Origin of the sequence: Streptomyces canarius (assembly GCF_014650735.1) — a bacterium.
Taxonomy (GTDB): domain Bacteria; phylum Actinomycetota; class Actinomycetes; order Streptomycetales; family Streptomycetaceae; genus Streptomyces; species Streptomyces olivaceoviridis.
Window position 1 is genome coordinate 411,198 of record NZ_BMVN01000001.1, and the last position, 16,361, is coordinate 427,558.

Genomic DNA, 16,361 nt, shown 5'->3' on the forward strand with positions numbered 1-16,361 from the left:
CACATCGCGCGACCCCGCCCTGCCCGCTGCCGAGGGCGCCGCTGCCGACACGGCCGCCCTCCTTGGCGAACGTCGCGTAGAAATCGGTGGAGTTCATGCTCAGAAGTCCCAGCCGTCGTCGTCGGCCGCGTCCTTGACCGGCTCGGGGGACGCGAAGGACTCGCCGACCATGCCCGCGGTGAGCGTGGTGCCGTCGGCGGGGTCGATCAGGATGAAGGAGCCCGTGCGGCGCGAGTCGGCGTAGGAGTCGACCGGCAGCGGCTCGGCGGTACGGATCTTCACCCGGCCGATGTCGTTGGCGACGAGCTGCCCCGGGTGCGGGTGCAGGGACAGGTCGTCGAGCGTCAGCCGGGACGGGATGTCCTTCACGACCGCCTTGACCGTGCGGGTGCCGTGCTTGAGCAGCACCCGGTGACCGACGGTCAGCGGCGCGTCGGTGACGTGGCAGACGGTCGCCTCCACGTCCTGCGTGGTGGCCGGGGCGTCCTTCGTCGGCACGATCAGGTCGCCGCGTGAGACGTCGATGTCGTCCGCGAGCAGCACCGTCACCGACTGCGTCGTCCAGGCCACGTCGACCGGCTCGCCGAGCAGGTCGATGCCGGAGATCGTCGAGGTGCGGCCGGACGGCAGGACGGTGACCTGATCGCCCACCCGGAACGTACCGGCCGCGATCTGGCCCGCGTAGCCCCGGTAGTCCGGGTGCTCGGCGGTCTGCGGCCGGATCACGTACTGCACGGGCAGCCGCGCGTGGCAGTGCGCCAGGTCATGGCTGACCGGCACGGTCTCCAGGTGCTCCAGCACGGTCGGACCGCCGTACCAGTCCATGTTCGCGGACGGCTCCACCACGTTGTCGCCGGCCAGCGCCGAGATCGGGATCGCGGTGACCTCCGGGACGCCCAGCTCGGTCGCGTACGCCGTGAACTCCTCGGCGATCGCGGCGAACACCCTCTCCTCGTACCCGACGAGGTCCATCTTGTTGACGGCGAGGACGACGTGCGGGACGCGCAGGAGTGCGGCGATGGCCGCGTGCCGGCGGGTCTGCTCGACCACGCCGTTGCGGGCGTCGACCAGGATCACCGTCAGCTCGGCCGTGGAGGCGCCGGTGACCATGTTGCGGGTGTACTGCACATGGCCCGGGGTGTCGGCGAGGATGAACCGGCGGCGCGGGGTGGCGAAGTAGCGGTAGGCGACGTCGATGGTGATGCCCTGCTCGCGTTCGGCGCGCAGGCCGTCGGTGAGCAGCGCGAGGTCCGGGGCGTCCTGGCCCCGGCTCGCGGAGGCGCGCTCGACGGCCTCCAGCTGGTCGGCGAGGACCGACTTGGAGTCGTGCAGCAGCCGTCCGACGAGCGTGGACTTGCCGTCGTCGACGGAGCCGGCGGTGGCGAACCGCAGCAGGGTGGTGTCCGGGAGCGCCTCGGTCGTGGTCGTGCTCATGCTTAGAAGTACCCCTCGCGCTTGCGGTCTTCCATCGCGGCCTCGGACAGCTTGTCGTCGGCGCGGGTCGCGCCCCGCTCGGTCAGCCGGGACGCGGCGATCTCGGCGATGACCTTCTCGATCGTGTCGGCGCCGGAGTCGACCGCGCCGGTGCAGGACATGTCGCCGACGGTCCGGTAGCGCACCTGCCGCTTCTCGACCGTCTCGCCGTCCTTCGGCCCGCCCCAGTCCCCGGCCGTCAGCCACATCCCGCCGCGCTGGAACACCTCGCGCTCGTGGGCGAAGTAGATCTCCGGCAGCTCGATGCCCTCGCGGGCGATGTACTGCCAGACGTCCAGCTCGGTCCAGTTGGACAGCGGGAAGACCCGGACGTGCTCACCGGGGGCGTGCCGGCCGTTGTACAGGTTCCACAGCTCGGGGCGCTGGCGGCGCGGGTCCCACTGGGAGAACTCGTCGCGCAGCGAGAACACCCGCTCCTTGGCGCGGGCCTTCTCCTCGTCGCGGCGGCCACCGCCGAAGACGGCGTCGAACTTCTCGCTCTGGATCTTCTCCGTCAGGGGAAGGGTCTGGAGCGGGTTGCGGGTGCCGTCGGGGCGTTCCTTGAGCACACCGCGGTCGATGTAGTCCTGGACGGAGGCCACATGGAGGCGCAGCCCATGTGCGGCCACCACACGGTCCCGGTACTCAAGGACTTCCGGGAAGTTGTGTCCGGTGTCGACATGGAGCAGCGCGAACGGCACCGGCGCGGGGGCGAAGGCCTTCAGCGCGAGGTGCAGCATGACGATGGAGTCCTTGCCGCCGGAGAACAGGATCACCGGGTTCTCGAACTCGCCCGCGACCTCGCGGAAGATGTGCACCGCCTCGGACTCCAGCGCGTCCAGGTGCGACAGCGCGTACGGGCTGTGCGTGCCCTCGTCCACCTTGGCGACCGTGGTCATGCCAGTCCCCTCTCGCTCAGCAGCGCGTACACCGACGCGGCCGACTCCTGGACCGTCTGGTACTGCGACTCGATCCGCAGGTCCGGCGCCTTCGGCTCCTCGTACGGGTCGTCGACCCCGGTGAGCCCGGTCAGCTCGCCCGCGGCCTGCTTGGCGTACAGCCCCTTCACATCGCGCACGCTGCACACCTCGACCGGGGTCGCCACATGGATCTCCAGGTACGGCGTCCCGTTCTCCTCGTGCCGCCCCCGCACCGCGTCCCGGCCGTCCGTGTACGGCGCGATCACCGGCACCAGCGCCTTGACGCCGTTGCGGGCCAGCAGCTCGGCCACGAAGCCGATGCGCTGCACGTTGGTGTGCCGGTCCTCCCGGGAGAAGCCGAGTCCCGCCGAGATGAACTCGCGGATCTCGTCGCCGTCGAGCACCTCGACACGGTGGCCCCCGGCGCGCAGCCGGCCCGCCAGCTCGTACGCGATGGTGGTCTTGCCGGCGCTCGGCAGACCCGTGAGCCAGACGGTGGCTCCGGTCGTCACGTGGTTCTCCTGAATCCGCTCGTTCGTCATCCGTGCAACCCGCACTCGGTCTTGGCCCGGCCCGCCCAGCGGCCGGCCCGCGCGTCCTCGCCCTCCAGGACCCTGCGGGTGCACGGGGCGCAGCCGACGGAGGCGTAGCCGTCCATCAGCAACGGGTTGGTGAGCACGCCGTGTTCGCTGATGTACGCGTCCACGTCGTCCTGGGTCCAGCGGGCGATCGGCGAGATCTTGACCTTCCGACGCTTCTCGTCCCAGCCGACGACCGGGGTGTTCGCCCGGGTCGGGGACTCGTCGCGGCGCAGGCCCGTCGCCCACGCCTGGTAGTTCTCCAGGCCCTCTTCCAGCGGTCGCACCTTGCGCAGCGCGCAGCACAGGTCGGGGTCGCGGTCGTGCAGCTTCGGGCCGTACTCGGCGTCCTGTTCGGCGACCGTCTGCTTCGGCGTGAGGGTGATGACGTTGACGTCCATCACGGCCTCCACGGCGTCCCGGGTCCCGATGGTCTCCGGGAAGTGGTAGCCGGTGTCGAGGAAGACCACGTCCACACCCTTCAGCACGCGCGAGGCGAGATGGGCGACCACGGCGTCCTCCATGGAGGAGGTGACGCAGAACTTCGTGCCGAAGGTGTCCACCGCCCACTGGAGGATCTCCAGCGCGCTGGCGTCCTCCAGGTCGCGGCCCGCCTGCTCGGCGAGCGCCTTCAACTCCTCGGTCGTACGGTCTTCCTGAGCCGTCGTCATATCAGCTCGTCCCCTCCGTTGTCGGCTCGCTGGAGCCCCCGGGAGAGCAGCCCGAGGAACTTCAGCCGGAACGCGCGGTTGCAGGCCCCGCACTCCCAGGCGCCGTGACCCTCGTCGTTCGGACGCAGGTCCTCGTCGCCGCAGTAGGGGCAGTAGAAGGGCGCGGCCCGCTCGCTCACGACAGCGCCTCCTCGCTCGCCCGCGCCGCCCAGGCCGCGAACCGCTCGCCGTCCTCGCGTTCGGCCTGGAACCGCTTGAGCACCCGCTCGATGTAGTCGGGCAGCTCCTCCGCGGTGACCTTCAGGCCGCGCACCTTGCGGCCGAAGCCCGGCTCCAGCCCGAGGGCGCCGCCCAGGTGCACCTGGTAGCCCTCGACCTGCTCGCCCCGGTCGTCGAGGACCAGCTGGCCCTTGAGACCGATGTCCGCGACCTGGATACGTGCGCAGGCGTTCGGGCAGCCGTTGAGGTTGATGGTGATCGGCTCGTCGAAGTCCGGCAGCCGGCGCTCCAGTTCGTCGATCAGCGTCGAGCCGCGCTGCTTGGTCTCCACGATGGCGAGCTTGCAGAACTCGATGCCGGTGCAGGCCATGGTGCCGCGCCGGAAGGAGGACGGCCGGGCGGTGAGGTCCAGCGCCTCCAGGCCCTCCACCAGCGACTCGACCCTGTCCTGCTCGACGTCGAGGATGATCATCTTCTGCTCGACGGTGGTGCGGACCCGGCCCGAGCCGTGCGCCTCCGCGAGGTCGGCGACCTTCGTCAGCGTGGCACCGTCGACCCGGCCGACGCGCGGCGCGAAACCGACGTAGAACCGGCCGTCCTTCTGCCGGTGCACACCGATGTGGTCGCGCCACTGCCGCACCGGCTGCTCGGGAGCGGGACCGTCGGTCAGCTCGCGCTTCAGGTACTCGTCCTCCAGCACCCGCCGGAACTTCTCCGCGCCCCAGTCGGCGACGAGGAACTTCAGCCGGGCCCGGTTGCGCAGCCGGCGGTAGCCGTAGTCACGGAAGATCGAGATGACGCCCTCGTAGACGTCCGGCACCTCGTCGATCGGCACCCAGGCGCCGAGGCGGACGCCCAGCTTGGGGTTGGTGGACAGACCGCCGCCGACCCAGACGTCGAAGCCCGGACCGTGCTCGGGGTGGCGGACGCCGACGAACGCGACGTCGTTGATCTCGTGCACGACGTCCAGCAGCGGCGAACCCGAGATGGCCGTCTTGAACTTGCGCGGCAGGTTGGAGTACGCCTTGTTGTTCAGGACGCGGCGCTTCATCTCCTCCAGCGCCGGCGTGGCGTCGATGATCTCGTCCTCGGCGATGCCCGCCACCGGGGAGCCGATCATCACACGCGGGGTGTCGCCGCAGGCCGTGACGGTGGACAGGCCGACGCCCTCCAGCCGGTCCCAGATCTGGGGCACGTCCTCGATGCGGATCCAGTGGTACTGGACGTTCTGCCGGTCGGTGATGTCCGCCGTGCCGCGCGCGAACTCCTGCGAGATCTCACCGATCACCCTGAGCTGCGCCGTGGTCAGCGCCCCGCCGTCGATGCGGACGCGCAGCATGAAGTACTCGTCGTCCAGTTCCTCCGGCTCCAGGATCGCGGTCTTGCCGCCGTCGATCCCGGGCTTGCGCTGGGTGTACAGCCCCCACCAGCGCATCCGGCCGCGCAGGTCGTTCGGGTCGATGGAGTCGAAGCCGCGCTTGGAGTAGATCGTCTCAATGCGTGTCCGCACATTGAGACCGTCGTCGTCCTTCTTGAACTGCTCGTTGCCGTTGAGGGGCGTGAAATGGCCGACGGCCCACTGGCCCTCACCGCGGTGACGGCTCACCTTGCGGCGGGGCGCGGAGGCGGCGGGGTTCTGTGGGGTGGCGGCCATGGATGTACGTCCTTCGGGACAGGCGGGAATGCGGCTGACCTGCGCGTACGTGCGCATGCGGCATGGGTGCGCGTCATCGCGCACACAGGATCAGGTACGAGGGGGAACGGCGGTGCTGGGAGGCGTCAGCTCGCCGGACAGATGGCGCTGGACATGCGGCCGAGGTCGACGTGCCGCCGACTCACCAAGGCAATTCCAGTTCCGGACATGACGGAAGCGTGTCACGGCGATCTGAACGCAGTCCAGCTTCATCCGTCATGTGGACACCCTTGTCCCGGAATGTGGGACAAGGGTGTCATCGCTCACATGCGTCGCCGAAGGGCTTGTCCTGGCAGGTCAGGCGGGGTAGGCGCCGGGCCAGGGGCCCGGCGCGGCCACGTCCGGCTCCAGCTCCACCTTCGTGTCGAACAGCTTGAAGCCGCGCCGCTGGTAGTTGTCCATCGCGAACTCGCCGTCCTTGCTGCACGTGTGCAGCCACACCCGCTTCGTCGGCGTCCGCCCGGGCCACCGCTCGGCCAGGTCCCACGCGCGGGCCGTTCCGTACGCCAGCAGGTGGCCGCCGATGCGCCGGCCGCGGAAGGCGGGGATCAGCCCGAAGTAGACGATCTCGACCGCGCCCTCGTCCTGCGGCTCCAGCTCGACATAGCCGGCCGGGGTGCCGTGGTCGTAGGCCACCCAGGTCTCCACGCCGGGCCGCTCCAGGAACTCCTGCCACCGCGCGTACGTCCAGCCCAGCCGGTCGGTCCAGCGGATGTCGCCGCCGACCGAGGCGTAGAGGAACCGGCTGAACTCGGGGGAGGGTACCTCGGCGCGGACGATCCGGACGTCGCCGTCGGGGGCGGCGGCGGGCAGGAGATCGGCCGGGGAGGTCTGCTCAAGGGACCAGGTGGTGACAGGGGTGCTGCTCATGCGGGCCAGGGAACCATCCCGCGGCCCGGTCTGTCGATCGGGTCCGGGGGCGCCCGCCCGAGCCGGGCGGCGCATCGCCCGCGGGGGCGAGCGGTAACGCGGCACCCCGGGGCCGGTCGGCACCACCGCTCCCGGAGCCGGTCGGCAGGACCGCCGTCAGTCCAGGGAGCGGTCCAGCTCGGCCAGGGGCAGCGCGAACAGCATGCGGTCGGACAGCGACCACACCTCGCCGGTCTCCTGCCAGTAGGAGAGCGAGCCCGCCTCCTGCGCCCAGCAGCGGTCCGAGGCGTCGGCGCCGCAACGGGCCGCGCGGGCGCCCCGGGTGTCCTGCCGCCACAGTCCGCCGTGCCCGTCCTGCGACTCGGGCAGCCGTCCCACATACCAGGACGGCCGGTCCGCCCCGGGCTTCCGGTACGACAGCAGGCCCCGGATCCCGTCGGCCCGGGTCCGGTACGCCTCCACCGCGTCCGCCCGCCCCCAGGGGTCCGTGGCGAGCAGCCCGGCACGCGCCGGGTCGTCGCTGAACGCGTACCGCCACAGCCGGGCGCGCCGGTCGCCGCCGGGCGCGGTCCACTCCGCGGCGACCAGGCTGTCGGGCGTCGTACCGCGGTCGAGGGCGAGCGCGCCGGGGCAGGGCGGCCCGGAGGGGGCGCAACGGCCGGAGGTGAAGCGGTACGAAGCGACCGCGGGCAGTACGTAGTCGTGGCCGTCGGCGGACCAGCCTCCGGCCACGCGGCCGATCGCCGGCCCGTCGACCGTGGTGCGCTGGATGTGGTCCAGATCGTAGACGTACAGCGCGTCGGCGCCGCCGGCCGTGGTGGTGACCAGCAGCTTGTTCTGGTACCAGACCATGCCGGAGAGGCCGGAGGCCAGGCCCCGGTAGTCCCGGCCGCCGTCGACCGGCACCACCAGCAGCACCCAGCGGTAGGTGAGGTGGGCCGGGTCGTCGGCGTCGACGAAGGCGACCCGGGCGAGGCCGCGCTCGGCTCGGCGGCCGGTGGTGGTGCTGTGGGACCAGCCGGCGAGGACGACCCGGTGGGTGCCCCAGACGCCGTCCTCGTCGGCGTCCCCGGAGGTGGTCACGGAGGCGGGCCGCCAGTCGCCGGTGGCGGTGTCGGCCGGGTCCCAGCAGTAGGCGCGGGTGGCGGCCGGGGCGACGGGCAGCGAGGCGCGGTCGCCGCTGGCGCAGTCCTCGCCCTCGCGCAGGGTTCGGTCGGTGCTGCGGAGCACGGCGTCCACGCCGACCGGGCGGCCCATCGCGGTGGTGAGCCGGTCCAGGGAGCGCGTGGGGACCAGGTGCTCCTGGAGGCGGAGCCGGCTGGTGTCCGCCGGGGAGGTCAGCGGCTTCAGCGCGCCCGGGTTGTCGGTGACGTCGGCCTGGGAGGCGCTGATCAGGGTGGCCGCGGCGGTGAGCGCGAGCGCGGTGCCGGTCAGGACCGCGCGCAGCGCAGCGCCCCGTCTGCGTCGGCGGTGTCTGCCGCGATGCTTCATCTCTCCTCCAGAGGGCGGGCCAACTGCGCCGCGCGATCCGTGGGTTGACGCGAGGAGCAGGTGGGGAGGCCCGTACGGGATGCTACGGCAGGAACGGGCCGCGCAGGGCCAGGACTGCGCAGATCGGTGGAAGACGCGCGTGCGGGGCCGGGGCCGGCCGGACGGTCACCCCTGTCCGGGCCGCTCGGTCCGGGCGTCGCGCACAGCATTCCGCTTCCGGGTTACCGCTGGTGCCGTCGACTGGGGAAGCAGGTGGGACGGATCTTCTGGAAGGATCACGTCCACTTCCGCATCGTCGCGGAAACGATACGGCCGGTGCTGGAGGAGTTCCCCAAGATACCTCCGGATCCTGGACATCTCGGCCCGTACGGTTACCGTCCGGGACGCATCGCCGAACAGGTCCTCGGCCAGCCCCGCCGCCCCGCGTCCGGCACGGTGCTCGGTGAGCAGGAACAGCAACTCGGCGTGGCGCGGACTCAGTTCCCGCGACCAGGAACCCGCCGGCGCCGTGACCGTCACCGTACGGCGGCCCGGCCGGGCGAGGTCCAGCACGATCCGGCGGGCACCGGCCCGCGGCTCCTCCTCCGCCCGCAGCAGCCAGCCCCCGGCCAGCGGCTCCACCGCGCAGGAGCCGAGCGAGGGCAGCCACCGACGGCCCGGCGCCAGCGCCCTGGGCAGCGTCACCCGCCGCACGTACGGCATCCCGGCCACGGCCGCCGCCCAGCCGTCGCGGTCCACCACCAGCGCCCGCCCGGCCAACCGGGCCAGCACCGGCGCCGCCACCACCCGCAGCCGCTCCAGCGAGGCCAGATGAAGCTCCCGCAGCCGGGCCTCGGCCAGCTTGGCGACCGAGTCCACCCAGGCGAGGGTCGCCGGATGCATGGTCTCCAGCGGGCCGCTGACGTCCACCACGCCGAGCAGCCGCCCGTCCCGCGGATCCGTGATCGGCGCGCCCGAACAGGTCCAGGAGACGTGCGACCGCACGAAGTGCTCGCCGGCGAACACCTGCACCGGCCGCCGCACCACCGCCGGGGTGCCCACCCCGTTGGTGCCGACGACGTCTTCCCTCCAGTCCGCGCCGAGTTCGAAGCCCAGCCCGTCGGCCTTCCGCAGTACCGACGGCACACCCTCCCGCCACAGCACGCGCCCGTCGGCGTCCGCGACGACCATGATGTGCTGGGCGACGTCCGCGACCGAAAGCAGCCCCTCCCGCAGCACCGGCAGGACATGCCGCAGCGGCGACTCCTCCCGCCGACGCCGCACCTCCTCCGAGGACAACAGCCCGGACCTGAAGTCGCGTTCGGGGTCGACACCACTGCGCAGCATCCGTCCCCACGACTGCTCGATCACCGGACGGGGCGCGAGCCGCGTACGCTGCCCGGCGAGCGTGGCCTCGCGCACCTCGCTCAGCACCCGGGCCGCCTGCGCCGCGTCCACGGCGGCCAGGCGCGCCACGTTCATCGGCGGGTTCACCACTGCGGTCCTCCCGGAAAGGGGCGTCGAACACACGTGTAAAGCCGTCCGGGCGGCGGTTTCCGGTCCGACTGTGCCTCTCATACTGCCGTTCCGGACATGGCGGAGGCACAGACTCCGCGCATGTGCCCCCACGAGTTGCAACTCCCTGCAACCCTGGTGAACCGCCGGAGCGTGGCCGAGACTTGACCCAGGTGGTGGGGGGTGGTGCCGTGTCGGCGCAGCACCACCCCCTCCCGCCGAGGCCCCGGCCGGGTACGGCGGGTTCAGACCGGACGCGCTCGATCCACCACCGACTCCAGGTCCAGGCCCGCCGGCAACGTGCCGAAGGACGCGCCGCGGTCGCCGCCCAGGCGGGAGGCGCAGAAGGCGTCGGCCACCTCCGGTGGGGCGTGCCGCACCAGGAGCGAGCCCTGGAGGACCAGCGCCAGCCGCTCCGCCAGGCGCCGGGCGCGCCCCTCGACGCCCTCCAGATCGGCGAGTTCGGTGAACAGGTCCTTCACGGCCCGGTCCAGCCGGTGGTCCGCGCCGTGCGCCCGGCCGATCTCGGTGAGGCAGGCGTCCAGCGCGCCCGGCTCCCGCTGCAAGGCCCGCAGCACGTCCAGCGCCTGCACGTTCCCCGCGCCCTCCCAGATGGAGTTCAGCGGCGACTCCCGCACCAGCCGGGGCAGACCGGACTCCTCCACGTACCCGTTGCCGCCCAGGCACTCGGCGGCCTCCACGGTCACCGGGGCACAGCGCTTGGTGATCCAGTACTTCGCGGCCGGCACCGCGAGCCGCAGGAAGGCGCGCTCCTGTTCGCCACCGTCGTCCCAGGCCGCGGCCAGCCGCAGCGCGAGCGCGGTCGCCGCCTCCGACTCCAGCGCGAGATCGGCGAGGACGTTGCGCATCAACGGCTTGTCGACCAGCTTCCCGCCGAACGCCTCCCGGTGCGCGCAGTGGTGCACGGCCTGCGCCACCGCCTGCCGCATCAGGCCCGCCGAGCCGAGCGCGCAGTCCAGCCGGGTCGCGGCGACCATCCCGATGATCGTGCGCACCCCGCGCCCCTCCTCGCCGACCCGGCGCGCCCAGGTGCCGTCGAACTCGACCTCCGCTGAGGCGTTCGAGCGGTTGCCCAGCTTGTCCTTCAGCCGCTGGAGCCGGAAGACGTTGCGGGTGCCGTCGGGCAGGACCCGCGGGACCAGGAAGCAGGTGAGCCCGCCCGGGGCCTGCGCGAGCACCAGGAACGCGTCCGACATCGGCGCCGAGCAGAACCACTTGTGCCCGGTCAGCACGTATGTGCCGTCCTCCGCGAGGGGCCGTGCCGCGGTGGTGTTCGCGCGGACGTCGCTGCCGCCCTGCTTCTCGGTCATGCCCATTCCGAACAGGGCACCGGGCTTCTGCCCGGCGGGCCGCAGCTCCCGGTCGTAGACCGTGGACGTCAGCCGGGGCTCCCACTCGGCGGCCAGCTCCGCGTCGGCGCGCAGTGCGGGCACCGCCGCGTGCGTCATCGACAGCGGGCAGCAGGTGCCCGCCTCGACCTGCGTCCAGACCAGGAACCCGGCCGCCCGCCGCACATGCCCCGACGGGCGCGTCCAGGCGCCGGTCAGCCCGGCCGAGACGCCCTTGCCGAGCAGCCGGTGCCAGGCCGGGTGGAAGTCGACCTCGTCGATCCGGTGTCCGTACCGGTCGTGGCTGCGCAGCCGGGGCGGATGCTCGTTCGCCTGCACCGCCCACTCCTGGAGCTGGGCCGAACCGGCGGCCCGGCCCAGCGCGGACAGCTCGGCGCGCACTTCCTTGAGGACATCGGCTCCGGTGTACCGGTCGACGGCCTCGGCGAGGGCCCGGTCGGCGGTGAAGACGTCGTAGCCGGCCAGCGGGGGCGGCTGGTTCGTCACGGTGTGGGTGGAGGTGCCTGCCATGATGGCGAACCTACCCGGGACGGCGGTGGTGATGGCCCCGGAGTGGCACAGCGCCGGAAATCGATGTGTCCCCTCGGTGATCGCCCCCGGAAGGTGAGGGCGGCCCGGTGCGGCGGCTACCGTTAGGACGTGCAGCCAGCAAGTGAAACCCCCGAGCGGCCGGCCGGCCGGCTCCACCGCGCCAGAGCCCTCTACCGGAACGTCTCCAAGCGCAGGACCGCCTGGCTGTTGCTCAAGGACACCGTCAACTCCTGCATGGAGTACCGCATCCTGGGCCTGGCGGCGGAGGCGGCGTTCTTCACGCTGCTGTCCGTGCCGCCGCTGCTGCTGAGCCTGATCGGACTGCTCGGCTACGTCGACGACTGGACCGGCGCCGACACCATCCACAGTCTGGAGACCAACCTCCTGGAGGCCTCCCGCACGGTGCTGTCCGACAAGGGCGTCAAGGACATCGCCGAGCCGATCCTGCACGACGTGATGAAGGGCGGCCGGCCCGACGTCATCTCCATCGGCTTCCTGTTCGCCCTGTGGTCGGGCTCGCGCGCGGTGAACGTCTTCATCGACACCATCACCGTCATGTACGGCCTCGACGGTGTCCGGGGCATCGTGAAGACCCGGATCATGGCGTTCCTGCTGTTCATCGTGGCGCTGCTGATCGGCTCGGTGGCACTGCCGCTGATGGTGGCCGGGCCCGACGCGGTGGTGCGGATCCTGCCCTGGTCGGAGACGGTCGTCCAGGTCCTGTACTGGCCGGTCGTGATCGTCCTGTCCATCGTCTTCCTGACGACCCTGTACCACGTCTCGGTGCCGGTGCGCTCCCCGTGGATCGAGGACGTGCCCGGCGCGCTGGTCGCCCTCGCCATGTGGGTCCTCGGCAGCTTCCTGCTGCGCATCTACCTCACCAGCACCATCGAGGGCGCCACCATCTACGGCTCGCTCGCCGCCGCCGTCGCCGTTCTGCTGTGGATCGGCGTGTCCGCGTTCGCCGTGCTCGTCGGCGCGGCCGTCAACGCGGCCATCGACCGGGTCTGGCCGGCCGCGGCCACGGCCGCCGCGCGCGAGGCCAACGAGCGGGTGCGGCACGCGCAGGTCGCCGAGTACGTCGCCCGTGCCGCGGTGGCCCGGGAGACCGACCCCGACGACCCCGACATGCCCTCCGAGTTCCCCGAACGCTGGTCCCGCTTCCTGCCCCCGGAGGACGTGACGGCCCGCCTGCGCACCCACGCGAAGAACCCGCACCACGCGCACAAGGGGAGCGGGCGGGCCGGGCGCGCCGGGGGCGAGGACGGGGACGGGGACGGGGGTACGGCGCACCCGGTGCGGTGACCTTCCGGCCGACCCGGTCTGCTCGCTCTGGTCGGGGTCGGTCTGCTGGCTCTGGTCGGGGTCGGTCTGCTGGCTCTGGTCGGGGTCGGTCTGCTGGCTCTGGTCGGGGTCGGTCTGCTGGCTCTGGTCGGGGTCGGTCTGCTGGCTCTGGTCGGGGTCGGTCTGCTCGCTCTGGTCGGGGTCGGTCCGCTCGGTCTGTGGGGGCGGCCGTCCCTGACCCCCGTCGCGGCCGTCTCCACCCTCGGGTGTGGACCCTGCGGTGGAGAAGGTGACTGCGCTTGTCCCCGGAATGTCCACCCGGCACTCCACCCCTGCGCCGATCCGCCGGACACCGTCCCGCACCTAGCGTGAAGGTCGTGCACGCGCAGGCCGGAGGCGTCCGGCCAGAGCGGACAGCCGGGCAGCGCCGTTGTGCGTCACGTCGCCCGGCACGGCTTGCGGCACCGGGCGAGGAGGCGGCGGACATGGCGGATCCGACGGGACACACGGAAATCAGTGGTACGAGGGGGAGGGCGGGCGGCGCGGGCGGGGGCGCCGGGGCCGGCAGGATCGACGCCGGCGGCACGGCCTGGTCCCCCGGAGCGAGCGGCACCGCCTGGGCGGCCGAGGCGATCAGGGCCGGCGGGGCCGTCGGGCGGGCCGGGAGCTTCGGGGTGGTGGGGATCGACGGGGCCGCCGGGATCGGTGCGGCTGCCGGGCGGATCGGGGGCGCCGGGGTCAGCGGGACCGCCGGGCGGCTCGGGAGCACCAGGACCGCCGGGACTGGCGGCATCCCTGGGACAGATGGGACGGACGGGTCCGCGTCCGCCGAGTCGACCGAGCCTGCGGGGCCGTCCGGGACCGCTCGCGGCCCCCTGCTCTCCCTCGCCGTGGACCTCGTCCTCCCGCTCCTCGTCTACTACGTGACCCGGGCACTCGGCGCCGGTCAGGCGTCGGCCCTGCTGCTGAGCGGTGCGCCACCGGCGCTGCGTCTGCTGGCCGGCGCGGCCCGGCACCGCCGGGTCGACGGCGTCGACCTGTTCTTCACGGTCCTGCTGGCCGCCGCCGCGCTGGTGTCCTTGATCGGTGGCGGCCCCCGCGTCCTGCTGTTCAAGAACGCGGCACTGTCCCTCGCGGTCGGCGGCTGGGCGCTCGGCACCGCGTTCACCGGCAGACCCCTGGCGTTCCAGGTGGGACAGCGACTGCACCCGGGCGGCACGGCCCGCGCACGGGACAGGATCTGGCAGGACAGTGCCCCGTTCCGCCGAGCCCTGCGTGTCCTCACTGCGCTGTGGGGGGCCGAGCAGCTCCTCGACGGTGCCCTCGGCTCGGCCGCCGCCGCGACGCTGCCGACCGACACGGTGCCGCTGCTGGACCGGGCCCTCTCGCTGCTCCTGCTGGGCCTGACCGCCGGGGCCACCGCCGTCTACACCCGCCGCTTCCGCATACGCCACACCCTCCCGCTGTTCGGAACCCCGGCACCGGCGACGGTCCACCGAGGCAGCCCCTCCCCGGCGTCCCCACGTCCGAGCTGACGGTACCCTCGCCTTCCGCAGACCACCCGGGTGCGCCCCGTCCGGGCGCCCCGGCCACCTCGCCCCGTCACCCGGCGGCGGCTCCGCCCGCGTGTGCTCGCCTTCCCGGTCCGCTGCGGGATGGAAGCCTCGCCCCGGCAGCTCTTCCCTTCCCGGTCCGCTCCCCAGTGGCAGCCCGCCCCGTGGCTCTCGCCCTCCCGACCCGGCACCGGGGTGAGACCCCGCTCGGGCGTGCTCGCTCCCGGCCTGCCCCCCCCGGGGCTTCCGAGGCGGCCCCGCAGGTATCCGTGGGCGGCGTACGCTGGCCGTCGTGTACGTGGAGCGGGTGTCCCGGTTGGCCGGTGCGGTCGTGTGGAGGAACTCCCCGGTCGGTGTCGCTGCCCGGCCCGTGCTGCCCGATGGGTGCATGGATCTGCTGTGGAGCGAGGGGCGGCTGCTGGTAGCCGGTCCCGACACTCGCCCCTACCTCCCCGAGGGCCCGACGCGTTCGTGGACGGGCATCCGCTTCTTCCCCGGCACCGCGCCCGCGCTGCTCGGCGTTCCGGCGCATGAACTGCGCGACCTCCGCGTGGAGTTGGCGGACCTCTGGCCCGCCGCGAGCGTCCGCCGGCTGTGCGACCGGGTCGCGGCGGCCCCCGACCCGGCGAGCGCGCTGGAGGACATCGCCCTCGACCGGGCGGCGGAGGCGGGTGCCCCGGACCCGCTGCTGCGCCGGGTGGTGGAGTGCCTGGACGAGGGCCGCACGGTGGCCGCGACGGCCGCCGAACTGGGCCTCGGCGAACGCCGGCTGCACCGCCGCTGCCTGACCGCCTTCGGGTACGGTCCGAAGACGCTGGCCCGCGTCCTGCGCCTCCAGCGGGCGCTGGCCCTGGCCCGCTCCGGGACGCCGTCCGCGCAGACGGCGGTCCGCGCGGGCTATGCGGACCAGCCCCATCTGGCGCGGGAGGTGCGGGAGCTGGCGGGGATGCCGCTCGGGGAACTACTCGCCGGGCGCGGGTAGCGGGGCGAACAGGTCGACCGCGTTGCCGTCGGGGTCGTGCACGGTGGCGTACCGCTGCCCCCAGAAGGCGTCCCACGGCCCCAGTTCCCCGTGGTGACCGGCGGCCACCAGGTCCTCGTAGCGGGCGTCGACCTCGGCGGGGGAGTCGCAGCGGAAGGCGAGCGCGACGCGCCCTCCGCCGGCGGACGGCCGCCAGCCGGGATGGAAGGAGCGGATGGTCTCCTCGGTGTCCAGGGCGAGCACCAGCCCGCCGGGCAGTTCGGCCTCGACATGCGGCTGGTCCTCGGCTCCGTCGGGGAAGACCAGCCCGAGGCGGCGGTAGAAGGCGAGGGAGGCGGCCAGGTCGGAGGCGACCAGGCCGATCACGGCGAATCGTACGGTCATGCGGCCACCGTAGGCAGCGGCCGGTCAGCCGGTCTTGAAGGAATCGGACACCGGTGGCGGGCACGGTCGCGGACCCGGCTCCGGGCGGCCCGCGCAGCGGTCCCGGCCGGCCGTGCCGAGGCGTTCGACGAGCACGAACGTCACGCTGATCAGCAGGAACCAGGCGCCGAACTCGGTCAGCGGCACCGGCTGCCGGCCGCCCAGCTGCTGCGGGTAGCTCCAGGCGCCCGCCTAGGTCGCGGCGTTCTCGGCGACCCACAGGAAGAAGCCGATCAGCACGAAGGAGGCGGTGAGCGGCATGCGGTAGCGGTGGGCGCCCACGCTGAAGCCCACCCAGGTCCCGGCGGTCGCGGCGGTCATCGCCGCCGCGAGCGGCCGGCGCAGGTCCGGTATCCGGTGGTGGGTGAAGAAGTTCAGGTAGACGGTGGCGGCCACCAGGGTCGTGGCGGCGGCGCGGTAGCGGGTGTAACGCAGTCCCATCAGCCGCCGGGCCCGGCACACGTGACCGGCGACCGCCGCGTACAGTAAGCCGCCGTACAGCGGCACTCCGGCGACCTTGGTGAGAGCGTCCTCGGGGTAACTCCACGACCCCAGGCGCACCTTGATTAGCTCGTAGGGTGAGCAGCACGCCGTAGACGAGGACCAGGTGTAGCGCGCCACCGGCAGCGGGGGCAGCAGCCGGGAGGCGCCGAGCCCGGCCGACAGTGCCACGGCGCAGGCGCAGGCGCGGGCCTGGACCATCCCGAACCGCGCCAGTTGCCCGAACCCGTGCCGGAGCCCACTCGCGGCGGACTTCTCCTCCTTGCGCATGCCCCCTCCTTCGCGCGACAGCGAGGGGGCCGATACCA

17 protein-coding genes are annotated in these 16,361 nt (G+C 72.9%); 3 read left to right on the forward strand and 14 right to left on the reverse strand.

Annotation, left to right across the window (positions count from 1 at the left end; genetic code table 11):
- Positions 1-99 precede the first annotated feature (99 nt).
- From IE294_RS01690 to IE294_RS01735, 11 genes are all read right to left on the reverse strand, one after another.
- Entirely contained in the window at positions 100-1,434 is a 1,335-nt protein-coding gene (locus IE294_RS01690) for a sulfate adenylyltransferase subunit 1 (RefSeq protein WP_189881493.1), read from the reverse strand.
- Between the two features lie 2 nt (positions 1,435-1,436).
- On the reverse strand, positions 1,437-2,372 hold the full coding sequence (gene cysD / locus IE294_RS01695) for a sulfate adenylyltransferase subunit CysD (RefSeq protein WP_189813869.1): 936 nt from the start codon (positions 2,370-2,372) through the stop codon (positions 1,437-1,439).
- A complete protein-coding gene (gene cysC, locus IE294_RS01700; RefSeq protein WP_229916981.1) occupies positions 2,369-2,905 on the reverse strand; it encodes an adenylyl-sulfate kinase in 537 nt (178 codons plus the stop codon). Before cysC ends, cysD begins: the two co-directional genes overlap by 4 nt.
- Positions 2,906-2,931: 26 nt before the next feature.
- Positions 2,932-3,642, reverse strand: a complete 711-nt coding sequence (locus tag IE294_RS01705) for a phosphoadenylyl-sulfate reductase (protein WP_189881498.1) — start codon at positions 3,640-3,642, stop codon at positions 2,932-2,934.
- Positions 3,639-3,821, reverse strand: coding sequence for a hypothetical protein (locus tag IE294_RS01710; protein ID WP_014675740.1), 183 nt, complete (start codon positions 3,819-3,821; stop codon positions 3,639-3,641). Before IE294_RS01710 ends, IE294_RS01705 begins: the two co-directional genes overlap by 4 nt.
- Complete coding sequence (locus tag IE294_RS01715) at positions 3,818-5,515, reverse strand: nitrite/sulfite reductase (RefSeq protein ID WP_189881499.1); 1,698 nt, start codon at positions 5,513-5,515, stop codon at positions 3,818-3,820. The genes IE294_RS01710 and IE294_RS01715 overlap by 4 nt, the downstream gene beginning before the upstream one ends.
- Before the next feature lie 125 nt (positions 5,516-5,640).
- Complete coding sequence (locus tag IE294_RS49560; protein ID WP_309486338.1) at positions 5,641-5,724, reverse strand: putative leader peptide; 84 nt, start codon at positions 5,722-5,724, stop codon at positions 5,641-5,643.
- A 127-nt stretch (positions 5,725-5,851) separates the two neighbouring features.
- On the reverse strand, positions 5,852-6,424 hold the full coding sequence (locus tag IE294_RS01720; RefSeq protein WP_014675742.1) for a GNAT family N-acetyltransferase: 573 nt from the start codon (positions 6,422-6,424) through the stop codon (positions 5,852-5,854).
- A gap of 156 nt (positions 6,425-6,580) precedes the next feature.
- Positions 6,581-7,915, reverse strand: a complete 1,335-nt coding sequence (locus IE294_RS01725; protein WP_189881501.1) for a hypothetical protein — start codon at positions 7,913-7,915, stop codon at positions 6,581-6,583.
- A 165-nt stretch (positions 7,916-8,080) separates the two neighbouring features.
- Complete coding sequence (locus IE294_RS01730; RefSeq protein ID WP_189881510.1) at positions 8,081-9,376, reverse strand: GAF domain-containing protein; 1,296 nt, start codon at positions 9,374-9,376, stop codon at positions 8,081-8,083.
- A 278-nt stretch (positions 9,377-9,654) separates the two neighbouring features.
- Entirely contained in the window at positions 9,655-11,289 is a 1,635-nt protein-coding gene (locus tag IE294_RS01735; RefSeq protein WP_189881512.1) for an isovaleryl-CoA dehydrogenase, read from the reverse strand.
- Between the two features lie 129 nt (positions 11,290-11,418).
- Here IE294_RS01735 and IE294_RS01740 point away from each other — a divergent pair, with 129 nt between their 5' ends.
- The 3 genes from IE294_RS01740 (at position 11,419) to IE294_RS01750 (ending at position 15,129) form a co-directional block, all read left to right on the forward strand.
- Positions 11,419-12,615, forward strand: coding sequence for a YihY/virulence factor BrkB family protein (locus IE294_RS01740; protein ID WP_229916982.1), 1,197 nt, complete (start codon positions 11,419-11,421; stop codon positions 12,613-12,615).
- 464 nt (positions 12,616-13,079) lie between these two features.
- Positions 13,080-14,129, forward strand: a complete 1,050-nt coding sequence (locus tag IE294_RS47290; RefSeq protein WP_229916983.1) for a VC0807 family protein — start codon at positions 13,080-13,082, stop codon at positions 14,127-14,129.
- Positions 14,130-14,439: 310 nt separating this feature from the next.
- Positions 14,440-15,129 (forward strand): helix-turn-helix transcriptional regulator, encoded by a 690-nt coding sequence (locus IE294_RS01750; RefSeq protein ID WP_189881514.1) that lies wholly within the window; start codon positions 14,440-14,442, stop codon positions 15,127-15,129.
- Here the strand turns inward: IE294_RS01750 and IE294_RS01755 are convergent.
- The 3 genes from IE294_RS01755 to IE294_RS01760 are packed head-to-tail and all read right to left on the reverse strand — an operon-like array spanning position 15,109 to position 16,323.
- A complete protein-coding gene (locus IE294_RS01755) occupies positions 15,109-15,513 on the reverse strand; it encodes a VOC family protein (protein WP_189813859.1) in 405 nt (134 codons plus the stop codon). The genes IE294_RS01750 and IE294_RS01755 overlap by 21 nt on opposite strands.
- A gap of 24 nt (positions 15,514-15,537) precedes the next feature.
- Positions 15,538-15,699 (reverse strand): hypothetical protein, encoded by a 162-nt coding sequence (locus IE294_RS49275; protein ID WP_306433300.1) that lies wholly within the window; start codon positions 15,697-15,699, stop codon positions 15,538-15,540.
- A 45-nt stretch (positions 15,700-15,744) separates the two neighbouring features.
- Positions 15,745-16,323, reverse strand: a complete 579-nt coding sequence (locus IE294_RS01760; protein WP_306433301.1) for a DUF817 family protein — start codon at positions 16,321-16,323, stop codon at positions 15,745-15,747.
- Positions 16,324-16,361: the final 38 nt, after the last annotated feature.

Excerpts from the sequence above, each read along its gene's own strand:
- IE294_RS01690 (WP_189881493.1), bottom strand. The coding sequence starts at position 1,434 with ATGAGCACGACCACGACCGAGGCGCTCCCGGACACCACCCTGCTGCGG.
- cysD (WP_189813869.1), bottom strand. The coding sequence starts at position 2,372 with ATGACCACGGTCGCCAAGGTGGACGAGGGCACGCACAGCCCGTACGCG.
- IE294_RS01705 (WP_189881498.1), bottom strand. The coding sequence starts at position 3,642 with ATGACGACGGCTCAGGAAGACCGTACGACCGAGGAGTTGAAGGCGCTC.
- IE294_RS01715 (WP_189881499.1), bottom strand. The coding sequence starts at position 5,515 with ATGGCCGCCACCCCACAGAACCCCGCCGCCTCCGCGCCCCGCCGCAAG.
- IE294_RS49560 (WP_309486338.1), bottom strand. The coding sequence starts at position 5,724 with ATGTCCGGAACTGGAATTGCCTTGGTGAGTCGGCGGCACGTCGACCTC.
- IE294_RS01720 (WP_014675742.1), bottom strand. The coding sequence starts at position 6,424 with ATGAGCAGCACCCCTGTCACCACCTGGTCCCTTGAGCAGACCTCCCCG.
- IE294_RS01725 (WP_189881501.1), bottom strand. The coding sequence starts at position 7,915 with ATGAAGCATCGCGGCAGACACCGCCGACGCAGACGGGGCGCTGCGCTG.
- IE294_RS01730 (WP_189881510.1), bottom strand. The coding sequence starts at position 9,376 with ATGAACGTGGCGCGCCTGGCCGCCGTGGACGCGGCGCAGGCGGCCCGG.
- IE294_RS01735 (WP_189881512.1), bottom strand. The coding sequence starts at position 11,289 with ATGGCAGGCACCTCCACCCACACCGTGACGAACCAGCCGCCCCCGCTG.
- IE294_RS47290 (WP_229916983.1), top strand. The coding sequence starts at position 13,080 with ATGGCGGATCCGACGGGACACACGGAAATCAGTGGTACGAGGGGGAGG.
- IE294_RS01755 (WP_189813859.1), bottom strand. The coding sequence starts at position 15,513 with ATGACCGTACGATTCGCCGTGATCGGCCTGGTCGCCTCCGACCTGGCC.
- IE294_RS01760 (WP_306433301.1), bottom strand. The coding sequence starts at position 16,323 with ATGCGCAAGGAGGAGAAGTCCGCCGCGAGTGGGCTCCGGCACGGGTTC.